The following is an 11,838-nucleotide window of genomic DNA, read 5'->3' on the forward strand; positions in this document are numbered from 1 at the left end:
CGGCGCTTGCCGCGACCGCGCACGCCTGCCTTTTCCCCCGAGCTGGATCAACGCACCGACCGTATGCCGCGCCGGAGATAGCGGCTGCCTCGATTTACGCTCACTCTTGGTCTGCCACTAACTAATAAACGGGCGATACACCGCATGAGCGGTGCAGTCCCCGCATCAAGAACCTACGGAAGGAGTCTTGCCACGGGAAAGGAAGCATCGGCGTCCCGGCCAACTTCCACCCCCTAAAATCACACTACTGATCTCCCTAAGAAAGTTGCTCGAGTGAGGCATTCGCTCTTTATTCCAATTTCGACTTATATAAGCCGGAAGGAGCAACTACGCCTGAATAAAACTCAAGTTAAAAGTTTTATTGGAACTTGTCGCGCCGTGAAAAACTGGACTTTAAATTAGTCGAAAATTAACTTGCTCATTGCTTTGTTCGTGTATTAGTTTTTCTTCGCCATCAATGATTACAGGCTGCAACGCCGTTACTAAACAATTTAACAACACCAGAGCCGCCCAGTTCATTCGAGGTATTCGTTCACCTTCGACAAACTAAATGTTCCCGCTACTTATTGACTTCACGTTATTGCAGACAACTTATAGGCCCGACATGAAATCGACTAAAGACCGTCTTGATCAGAAGAAAGCAGCGCTTAGCGCTCATCCGATTTTCGCTGAAATACATTCGCTTTCGGTACTCCAACGCTTCATGGAAACCCATGTTTTTGCCGTGTGGGATTTCATGTCGCTGACCAAGCGCCTGCAACAGGAACTGACGTGCGTTCAATTGCCCTGGCTGCCACCAAGAGATCCGCAGGCTGCAAGGTTGATCAATGAAATCGTGCTGGGTGAAGAATCCGATGACCGCCCGCCTCACGGTCATTACAGCCATTTCGAGTTGTACCTGGATGCGATGCGCGAAGTGGGTGCCAGCACAGTCGCGGTCGAGCGCTTCGTGGCGTTGCAGCAGGAAGGCGTGAGTTTTGAAGTGGCGCTGCAAAGCGTAGACGTCGACCCGGCCGCCGCGCAATTCGTGCGCCACACCTTGCACACCGCACTGCACGCGCCGGGCCACAGCGTTGCGGCGGCGTTTCTGCATGGCCGTGAGAGCGTCATTCCGCAGATGTTCCAGCGCATTCTCGACGATTGGGGCATCGGCATTGAACAGGCACCAACCTTCCGTTACTACCTGGAGCGGCACATCGAAGTCGATTCCGAAGACCACGGCCCGGCCGCAGAACAACTGCTGGCGCGACTGGTCGATGGCGATCCGCAACGTCAAGAAGACGTGTATGCCAGCGCCATCGCCGCCGTGGAAAGCCGTATCGCCCTGTGGGACGGCTTGCGCCTGAGCATGAGCGAACCAGTGGCGGAGGTGAACGCATGAATGCCGCCGACTACCAATCCTTCGCCGACACCTGGGAAAGCCGCGCGACCATCCGCACCCGCCCGCGTCGCGTGCTGGAGAACGACGACAAGCTGATCTATCCGCTCAGCCGCCAGCCGCTGGTGTTGAGCGAAACCTTCCTGCGCGAATGCCCGGAGCAACGAGACTTCGCCCTGGTGCAGACGCTTTACAAATTCATCAACGACGTGGTGATTTTCGAAACCGAGATCGTCGACAAAACCGCGCGCAGCATCGCCAAGAATCGCTTCGCCGTAGCCTTCCCGTTCGCCTGCCGCTACGACGCGATGACCGTGGTGGTGGACGAGGATTACCACGCATTGGTGGCAATGGATTTCATGCAGCAGACCGTCACCATGACCGGCATCATGCCGATCGAATTGCCGGATGAAATCGAGCTCAGCCGGGCGATCCCCGCCGCCGTCGCACTCGCACCCGAGCACCTGCGCAGCGCGGTGGAACTGATCTGCGTGGCCATCGCCGAAAACACCGTGACCGGCGATGTCGCAGCGTTCGCCAAGGACGATACGGTCAAGCAATCAATCAAGGGCTTGATGGCCGATCACTTGCTCGACGAAGGCCGGCATTCCGGATTCTGGGCGCGGTTGGTGCGCATCTACTGGCACACCGCAAGTGAAGAAGACCGTCAGTGCATCGCCCAGATTCTGCCGGTGTTCATCGGCCATTACCTGACCAACGACATCCAGAAATCCTTCGACTTCCACCTGATCGAGTCCTTGCAGATCAGCGAGGCCGCGTGTCGCGCACTCAGAAGTGAAGTATCGGGGCTGGCTTTCCCGATCAACCGTCATCACCCGCTGGTCGCCAACATCGTGCGGTTTTTCCGCAGCAGTTCGCTGCTCGATTCAGCGGGCGTGCAAGAAGCCCTGAGCGACTATCTGGTTTAACGAGGAGCACATCATGAGACGTCTCGACATTCTGCTTATCGGACAGAGCCAGGCCCTGAGCGAGCTGGCGCGGGAACTCGAACAACACGGGCACTCACTGACGCGGCTGTCGGCTGCGGACGGTCAACCGCTGGGCCACGCGGATTTGCTGATCGAGGATGGCAGCCTGCCGATTCAACCGTGCAGCGATGCACCGCGATTGGCGCTGCGCCTGGGCGTCGGTGTGCCGAGTGCTTCAGGGCTGCCTGGGCTGGATTTGCTGTACCGGCACGATGCGCAATTGCTCACACGACTACCGATTGCCGATGAACTGTCGGGCAACGGCCAGGCGTTGCGTCTGCGAGTGGTGGCGGACCTGGTGGATCACGTGGCGTTGCTGGTCAGTCGTTTCTGCCGTGACGCGGATTATTTTTTGCTGGCTGCTCCGGCGACGACTGTTCCTTTCGAGCGCGAGGAAAGCCTGCTGTTTCTCGAGAGCCTCGCCTATGTGCATCAGCTCAATACCACCGCTGAGCCTCGATTGCTGCAGCTCGCTCAGGTCCCGATGATCCAGCGCCTTGAGCAACGCTTCATTCAGTCCGCCGACAGGCCGGCGCTGAGCATCGCCGGCACGTCCCTCAGCTATCGCCAGTTGCACGCTCACAGCCGCGCCATTGCACAGCACCTGCAACCGTTGCTTGAGCGGCACGACGGGCCGTTAGTGATCGGGATCTGCCTGCCGAAGTGCAGCGCCTTGTATGCGGGAATCCTGGCGATTCTCGGCAATGGCGCGGTGTACCTGCCGCTGGAACCGAGCCATCCCATGCAGCGTCAGCACTTCATTCTGTCGAACGCCGGCGCCGTGTTGTTACTGCATGACGGGCAGCACCCGCTGGCGGATGAGATGCCCAGCCTGGACATCAGCGCGATCGACATCGAGAGTGCGGACCTCGATCAACCGCTGATGCATCAGCGCCCCGATCTCGATGCGCCCTGCATGGCGCTCTACACCTCGGGCACTACCGGGCATCCCAAGGGCGTATTGCTGAGCCAGGCCAACCTCGCGCACTTCACGGCGTGGTACGCCGATTATGTGCACCTGACCGAACGCAGCCGCGTGCTGCAGTTTTCATCATTGAGCTTCGACTCGTCGCTGATCGATATCTTCCCGACCCTGCTGCAAGGCGCCGAGCTGATCGTGCCCAGCGACGATCAACGCCGCGACCCGCTGCAACTGGTGGAACTGATCCGCCACCAGCAATTGAGCCATGCGTTTTTGCCGCCAGCCTTGTTGAGCATTTTGCCGCTGGAGCAATTGCAGTGCCTGGACCATGTGATGACCGGTGGCGACGTTTGCGAACCCTATGTCATCGAGCAGCTCAGCCGTCAGGGCAACCTCTACAACCTATACGGCCCGACCGAAGCGACGGTGCTGATCACCGCAAGACAACTGCGCGCCGGCGACAGCAATCGCACGCTCGGCGCGCCAATCGCCAACAGTCAGGTGCTGATACTCGACGAGGAGTTTCAGCCGGTCGCTGAACAGACCGTCGGCGAGTTGTACATCGTCGGACCGGGTGTGTGCCTGGGTTATCTGAATAATCCGCAACAGACCGCCGAACGCTATTTGAATTTGAATCTGCCGAACGGTTCTAGCCTGCGCGCCTACCGCACCGGCGACACGGCGAAGTGGACCGGCGCAGGTGTCGAACTCTGTGGACGTCTGGATAATCAGGTGAAGATTCGTGGCTTTAGGGTCGAGCCCGAAGAGATCGAACGCTGCCTGCGCGACAGTCAGTTGTACCGCCAGGTGGCGGTGGTCATCGACAGCCAGCGGCGAATTCTGGCGTTCCTCGCCCAGCCTCAAGAGGCTCAACCGGGCGCTGCCCGTGAAGCGCTGAAAGCACATGCCGCGCTGTTTCTACCGGACTACATGCAGCCTGCGGCGTGGACCGAACTGGCGAGCATGCCGGCCGCCAGCAATGGCAAAGTTGATCGTAAAGTGCTGCTGGCGTTGCCCGTCAATCTGGCAGAGAACGCGTCGCGGCGTTTGCCGGCCAGCGCTGATGAAGCGCTGCTGCTGGAGATCTGGGCTGAGTTGCTGGAGCTGCCACCCACCGATATATCTACCGACGAAAGCTTCTTCAATCTGGGTGGTCATTCAATATTGCTGTCGCGCATGTTGTTGCGATTGCGTGAGGAGTTCGGGCGCAGCATCTCGATCAATCGCTTCATCGAGCTGCCGACCATCGCCAAACTGGCAACGCTGGTGCGCGGCTCCGGCACTGAAGAAGTGTTGAGTGAACAAGCCCTGGCCGATGCCTTCCGCGAACTGGACATACAGCCGCTGCCCGTCAGCCGTATGGGCGATGTGCACAACGTGATCGTCACCGGCGCCAACAGTTTTGTCGGTGTGCACATCGTCGAGGCGCTGCTGACGTGGGGCGCCAGTGAAGTGGCGTGTCTGGTGCGCGATGGCGGTGGCCAATCGGCAGCTGAACGATTCACCCATGCATTGCGTGAGAACCGTCTGGAGCATCTGGATCTGAGTCGGGTGCGGGTCTATGCGGCGGACATCACACAGCCCGCGCTGGGGCTTGATATGGATGTTTACGAGCGACTGGATCGCGAGTTCGGCGCCTTGGTGCACAACGCAGCCAACGTCAATCACGTGCTCGATTACGAGTCGCTGGCACGGGACAACGTCGAGCCGATTTTCGAGTGCCTGCGCTTGTGCGAAGGGCGCAGTAAAAAAATCTTTAATTTCGTTTCGACACTGTCAGCGTCGAGCACGATTTCCGACGATGGCCAGGTGCTCGAACTGCCCGCCGCGCACACGCCGCCGATCTACATCAAGAATGGCTACAACCTGTCGAAGTGGGTCGGTGAATGCATTCTTGAGCGGGCCCGGGAGCTTGGGGTTCGGGTCAACGTGTATCGCCCCGGCAACATTAGCTTCAACAGCTTGTCGGGCGTCTGCCAGCCGCACAAGAACCGATTGATGCTGATGCTCAAGGGCTCAATCCAGCTTGGTCAGGTGCCGGAATTCGCACTGAATTTCGACCTGATGCCGGTGGATTTCCTTGCCCGCTTCATCGCCTTCCATGCCAGCCGGTATTCAGCGGAAAAAGCGGTGTTCAACCTGCATAACCCGGAGCCCTTGAGTTGGGACGATTACGTTGCGTCCTTCCGTGAGGCCGGTCGGGAATTCTCCATGGTCAGCGTCGCTGACTGGCAACAGCAACTGGGCCGGGTTGACGGCGACAACGCGCTGTTCGGCGTGCTGGGTTTCTACCTCAACGGCTTCGAGGAAGACATCGGCGACATCTCGATGATTGGTCATGACAACGCTCAGGCCGGCGTACGGCAGATGGGCGCGCACTACCCGGAAAAATCCCGGGCGCTGCTGCGTCGCGGCTGCGATTACCTGAAAGAAATCAACTTCATCTGATTCACTCAACCGGAGCAAAACCATGAAAACCCTGCAACCCGATACCCTGATCAGAAATGCTGAAGGCTGCCACGTTGTGTCTTCGGTGGAGGTGCCGGCAGAGGCCGCAAAAGTCTGGGCGGTGGTCGGCAACTTTGCCGGTTTCGATCGGTTCATCCCGGCGCTTTCGCACATCGAGATGACTGGCGTTGGCATGTCGTCCCTGCGCAAGAAATTTTTCAAGGACGGCAACCTGGTGGTCGAGCAGCTCAACTCACGAGATGACCAGGCATTGAGCATGACCTGGACCACGATCTACAACACGCTGGGAGTGGCCCATTTGTGGGCGGCGATGACGGTTGAACCGCTGGGTGAAGGTGAATCACGGGCAACCTGGACCATTATCGCCGAACCGGCTCAGGGGGGCGCCGAGGCAATGCCAGCGTTCAAGGATTTCGTGCAGGACTTTGCTGATGATGCGATGGGGAATGTGTTGAAGCTATTTGCGTAGGCTTTCGGTAAGCCTGAAACGACAAAACCCCTGTCTGCGTTAGCAGGCAGGGGTTTCGGAATTCAATCTTGACGATGACCTACTCTCACATGGGGAAACCCCACACTACCATCGGCGATGCATCGTTTCACTGCTGAGTTCGGGATGGGATCAGGTGGTTCCAATGCTCTATGGTCGTCAAGAAATTCTGTGACCAGCCCGTTACTCGGTAACGTGCCAGCAAAATAGATGACTTCTACTAAAACAAAACCCCAATTGCTTTCGCAATTGGGGTTTCGGAATTTAATCTTGACGATGACCTACTCTCACATGGGGAAACCCCACACTACCATCGGCGATGCATCGTTTCACTGCTGAGTTCGGGATGGGATCAGGTGGTTCCAATGCTCTATGGTCGTCAAGAAATTCGGTGTGCCGACGCGTCTTTCGACGTTTCAGCAAATGGGTATGTGATAGCTTTCGGTGTTTTTGCGAGATCGAACTTTCGGTTCGTTTCGTCTTCACACACCGCAATCTGGTGCTCGTTAGAGCAAGCAAATTGCTTGGGTGTTATATGGTCAAGCCTCACGGGCAATTAGTATTGGTTAGCTCAACGCCTCACAGCGCTTACACACCCAACCTATCAACGTCGTAGTCTTCGACGGCCCTTCAGGGGACTCAAGGTCCCAGTGAGATCTCATCTTGAGGCTAGTTTCCCGCTTAGATGCTTTCAGCGGTTATCTATTCCGAACATAGCTACCCGGCAATGCCACTGGCGTGACAACCGGAACACCAGAGGTTCGTCCACTCCGGTCCTCTCGTACTAGGAGCAGCCCCTCTCAAATCTCAAACGTCCACGGCAGATAGGGACCGAACTGTCTCACGACGTTCTAAACCCAGCTCGCGTACCACTTTAAATGGCGAACAGCCATACCCTTGGGACCGGCTTCAGCCCCAGGATGTGATGAGCCGACATCGAGGTGCCAAACACCGCCGTCGATATGAACTCTTGGGCGGTATCAGCCTGTTATCCCCGGAGTACCTTTTATCCGTTGAGCGATGGCCCTTCCATACAGAACCACCGGATCACTAAGACCTACTTTCGTACCTGCTCGACGTGTCTGTCTCGCAGTCAAGCGCGCTTTTGCCTTTATACTCTACGACCGATTTCCGACCGGTCTGAGCGCACCTTCGTACTCCTCCGTTACTCTTTAGGAGGAGACCGCCCCAGTCAAACTACCCACCATACACTGTCCTCGATCCGGATAACGGACCTGAGTTAGAACCTCAAAGTTGCCAGGGTGGTATTTCAAGGTTGGCTCCACGCGAACTGGCGTCCACGCTTCAAAGCCTCCCACCTATCCTACACAAGCAAATTCAAAGTCCAGTGCAAAGCTATAGTAAAGGTTCACGGGGTCTTTCCGTCTAGCCGCGGATACACTGCATCTTCACAGCGATTTCAATTTCACTGAGTCTCGGGTGGAGACAGCGCCGCCATCGTTACGCCATTCGTGCAGGTCGGAACTTACCCGACAAGGAATTTCGCTACCTTAGGACCGTTATAGTTACGGCCGCCGTTTACCGGGGCTTCGATCAAGAGCTTCGCGTTAGCTAACCCCATCAATTAACCTTCCGGCACCGGGCAGGCGTCACACCCTATACGTCCACTTTCGTGTTTGCAGAGTGCTGTGTTTTTAATAAACAGTCGCAGCGGCCTGGTATCTTCGACCGGCATGAGCTTACGGAGCAAGTCCTTCACCCTCACCGGCGCACCTTCTCCCGAAGTTACGGTGCCATTTTGCCTAGTTCCTTCACCCGAGTTCTCTCAAGCGCCTTGGTATTCTCTACCCAACCACCTGTGTCGGTTTGGGGTACGGTTCCTGGTTACCTGAAGCTTAGAAGCTTTTCTTGGAAGCATGGCATCAACCACTTCGTCACCCAAAGGGTAACTCGTCATCAGCTCTCGGCCTTAGACTCCCGGATTTACCTAAGAGTCCAGCCTACCACCTTAAACTTGGACAACCAACGCCAAGCTGGCCTAGCCTTCTCCGTCCCTCCATCGCAATAACCAGAAGTACAGGAATATTAACCTGTTTTCCATCGACTACGCTTTTCAGCCTCGCCTTAGGGACCGACTAACCCTGCGTCGATTAACGTTGCGCAGGAAACCTTGGTCTTTCGGCGTGGGTGTTTTTCACACCCATTGTCGTTACTCATGTCAGCATTCGCACTTCTGATACCTCCAGCAAGCTTCTCAACTCACCTTCACAGGCTTACAGAACGCTCCTCTACCGCATCACCTAAGTGATACCCGTAGCTTCGGTGTATGGTTTGAGCCCCGTTACATCTTCCGCGCAGGCCGACTCGACTAGTGAGCTATTACGCTTTCTTTAAAGGGTGGCTGCTTCTAAGCCAACCTCCTAGCTGTCTAAGCCTTCCCACATCGTTTCCCACTTAACCATAACTTTGGGACCTTAGCTGACGGTCTGGGTTGTTTCCCTTTTCACGACGGACGTTAGCACCCGCCGTGTGTCTCCCATGCTCGGCACTTGTAGGTATTCGGAGTTTGCATCGGTTTGGTAAGTCGGGATGACCCCCTAGCCGAAACAGTGCTCTACCCCCTACAGTGATACATGAGGCGCTACCTAAATAGCTTTCGAGGAGAACCAGCTATCTCCGAGCTTGATTAGCCTTTCACTCCGATCCACAGGTCATCCGCTAACTTTTCAACGGTAGTCGGTTCGGTCCTCCAGTTAGTGTTACCCAACCTTCAACCTGCCCATGGATAGATCGCCCGGTTTCGGGTCTATTCCCAGCGACTAGACGCCCTATTAAGACTCGCTTTCGCTACGCCTCCCCTATTCGGTTAAGCTCGCCACTGAAAATAAGTCGCTGACCCATTATACAAAAGGTACGCAGTCACCCAACAAAGTGGGCTCCCACTGCTTGTACGCATACGGTTTCAGGATCTATTTCACTCCCCTCTCCGGGGTTCTTTTCGCCTTTCCCTCACGGTACTAGTTCACTATCGGTCAGTCAGTAGTATTTAGCCTTGGAGGATGGTCCCCCCATATTCAGACAAAGTTTCTCGTGCTCCGTCCTACTCGATTTCATGACCAAGAGATTTTCGCGTACAGGGCTATCACCCACTATGGCCGCACTTTCCAGAGCGTTCCGCTAATCTCAAAGCCACTTAAGGGCTAGTCCCCGTTCGCTCGCCACTACTAAGGGAATCTCGGTTGATTTCTTTTCCTCAGGGTACTTAGATGTTTCAGTTCCCCTGGTTCGCTTCTTAAGCCTATGTATTCAGCTTAAGATACCTAACTTATGTTAGGTGGGTTCCCCCATTCAGACATCTCCGGATCAAAGTCTGTTTGCCGACTCCCCGAAGCTTTTCGCAGGCTACCACGTCTTTCATCGCCTCTGACTGCCAAGGCATCCACCGTATGCGCTTCTTCACTTGACCATATAACCCCAAGCAATCTGGTTATACTGTGAAGACGACATTCGCCGAAAATTCGATAATACTCAATTAAGAGCAACTCACAAATTTTACCTTAGCCTGATCCGTTACCAGTGAAAGTAACGTCCAGTCTATCTTTCTATCACATACCCAAATTTTTAAAGAACGAACTAGTCAAAGACTAGAAATCAACATTCACCATCCTTCGATGGAATGCTCATTTCTAAACTCTACACAATCAGAAGCAGTAGTGGTGGAGCCAAACGGGATCGAACCGTTGACCTCCTGCGTGCAAGGCAGGCGCTCTCCCAGCTGAGCTATGGCCCCGTATTGCTACAGGTTCCCACACAAAAATTGGTGGGTCTGGGCAGATTCGAACTGCCGACCTCACCCTTATCAGGGGTGCGCTCTAACCAACTGAGCTACAGACCCAATTTCGGGCTGCTTCTTTTCGTCTTCTTCAATGAATCAAGCAATTCGTGTGGGAGCTCATGGAGCAGCTGATGTCGTCGATTAAGGAGGTGATCCAGCCGCAGGTTCCCCTACGGCTACCTTGTTACGACTTCACCCCAGTCATGAATCACACCGTGGTAACCGTCCTCCCGAAGGTTAGACTAGCTACTTCTGGTGCAACCCACTCCCATGGTGTGACGGGCGGTGTGTACAAGGCCCGGGAACGTATTCACCGCGACATTCTGATTCGCGATTACTAGCGATTCCGACTTCACGCAGTCGAGTTGCAGACTGCGATCCGGACTACGATCGGTTTTCTGGGATTAGCTCCACCTCGCGGCTTGGCAACCCTCTGTACCGACCATTGTAGCACGTGTGTAGCCCAGGCCGTAAGGGCCATGATGACTTGACGTCATCCCCACCTTCCTCCGGTTTGTCACCGGCAGTCTCCTTAGAGTGCCCACCTTAACGTGCTGGTAACTAAGGACAAGGGTTGCGCTCGTTACGGGACTTAACCCAACATCTCACGACACGAGCTGACGACAGCCATGCAGCACCTGTCTCAATGTTCCCGAAGGCACCAATCCATCTCTGGAAAGTTCATTGGATGTCAAGGCCTGGTAAGGTTCTTCGCGTTGCTTCGAATTAAACCACATGCTCCACCGCTTGTGCGGGCCCCCGTCAATTCATTTGAGTTTTAACCTTGCGGCCGTACTCCCCAGGCGGTCAACTTAATGCGTTAGCTGCGCCACTAAGAGCTCAAGGCTCCCAACGGCTAGTTGACATCGTTTACGGCGTGGACTACCAGGGTATCTAATCCTGTTTGCTCCCCACGCTTTCGCACCTCAGTGTCAGTATCAGTCCAGGTGGTCGCCTTCGCCACTGGTGTTCCTTCCTATATCTACGCATTTCACCGCTACACAGGAAATTCCACCACCCTCTACCATACTCTAGCTCGTCAGTTTTGAATGCAGTTCCCAGGTTGAGCCCGGGGATTTCACATCCAACTTAACGAACCACCTACGCGCGCTTTACGCCCAGTAATTCCGATTAACGCTTGCACCCTCTGTATTACCGCGGCTGCTGGCACAGAGTTAGCCGGTGCTTATTCTGTCGGTAACGTCAAAACAGCAAAGTATTAATTTACTGCCCTTCCTCCCAACTTAAAGTGCTTTACAATCCGAAGACCTTCTTCACACACGCGGCATGGCTGGATCAGGCTTTCGCCCATTGTCCAATATTCCCCACTGCTGCCTCCCGTAGGAGTCTGGACCGTGTCTCAGTTCCAGTGTGACTGATCATCCTCTCAGACCAGTTACGGATCGTCGCCTTGGTGAGCCATTACCTCACCAACTAGCTAATCCGACCTAGGCTCATCTGATAGCGCAAGGCCCGAAGGTCCCCTGCTTTCTCCCGTAGGACGTATGCGGTATTAGCGTCCGTTTCCGAGCGTTATCCCCCACTACCAGGCAGATTCCTAGGCATTACTCACCCGTCCGCCGCTCTCAAGAGAAGCAAGCTTCTCTCTACCGCTCGACTTGCATGTGTTAGGCCTGCCGCCAGCGTTCAATCTGAGCCATGATCAAACTCTTCAGTTCAAACATCTTTGGGTTTTTAAGAAACCCTAAACTTGGCTCAGCAATCGTTGGTTACATCTTTGATTTCTCGCGGAGTAACTTGTGATGCTGATAATCTTGTTGACTATCAGTCTGACTC

The 11,838-nt window shown here is 55.3% G+C and carries 4 protein-coding genes, 2 tRNA genes and 4 rRNA genes; 4 read left to right on the forward strand and 6 right to left on the reverse strand.

The genetic code is table 11. The annotated features are described in order from the left end of the window. The first annotated feature begins 604 nt into the window (after positions 1-604). From ACYZT4_RS20350 to ACYZT4_RS20365, 4 genes are read left to right on the forward strand one after another with little or no spacing between them, the layout of a single operon-like run. Entirely contained in the window at positions 605-1,381 is a 777-nt protein-coding gene (locus ACYZT4_RS20350) for a DUF3050 domain-containing protein (RefSeq protein WP_461982665.1), read from the forward strand. After that, positions 1,378-2,307, forward strand: coding sequence for a diiron oxygenase (locus ACYZT4_RS20355; RefSeq protein ID WP_461982666.1), 930 nt, complete (start codon positions 1,378-1,380; stop codon positions 2,305-2,307). The genes ACYZT4_RS20350 and ACYZT4_RS20355 overlap by 4 nt, the downstream gene beginning before the upstream one ends. 13 nt (positions 2,308-2,320) lie before the next feature. Next, entirely contained in the window at positions 2,321-5,737 is a 3,417-nt protein-coding gene (locus ACYZT4_RS20360; RefSeq protein WP_461982667.1) for an amino acid adenylation domain-containing protein, read from the forward strand. A 22-nt stretch (positions 5,738-5,759) separates the two neighbouring features. Further along, positions 5,760-6,227, forward strand: coding sequence for an SRPBCC family protein (locus tag ACYZT4_RS20365; RefSeq protein ID WP_461982668.1), 468 nt, complete (start codon positions 5,760-5,762; stop codon positions 6,225-6,227). Between the two features lie 66 nt (positions 6,228-6,293). Here the strand turns inward: ACYZT4_RS20365 and rrf (ACYZT4_RS20370) are convergent. The 6 genes from rrf (ACYZT4_RS20370) to ACYZT4_RS20395 form a co-directional block, all read right to left on the reverse strand. Next, positions 6,294-6,409: ribosomal RNA gene (rrf, locus tag ACYZT4_RS20370) — 5S ribosomal RNA — on the reverse strand. Between the two features lie 104 nt (positions 6,410-6,513). Next, positions 6,514-6,629 (reverse strand): 5S ribosomal RNA (gene rrf / locus ACYZT4_RS20375). Positions 6,630-6,780: 151 nt separating this feature from the next. Continuing rightward, a 23S ribosomal RNA gene (locus tag ACYZT4_RS20380) occupies positions 6,781-9,672 on the reverse strand. 248 nt (positions 9,673-9,920) lie between these two features. Next, positions 9,921-9,996: transfer RNA gene (locus ACYZT4_RS20385), tRNA-Ala, on the reverse strand. 28 nt (positions 9,997-10,024) lie between these two features. Then, a tRNA-Ile gene (locus tag ACYZT4_RS20390) sits at positions 10,025-10,101 on the reverse strand. 82 nt (positions 10,102-10,183) lie between these two features. After that, a 16S ribosomal RNA gene (locus ACYZT4_RS20395) occupies positions 10,184-11,720 on the reverse strand. The 16S, 23S and 5S rRNA genes sit together here with 2 tRNA genes alongside, the layout of an rRNA operon. Positions 11,721-11,838: the final 118 nt, after the last annotated feature.

It is taken from the genome of Pseudomonas sp. GB2N2, assembly GCF_054897705.1.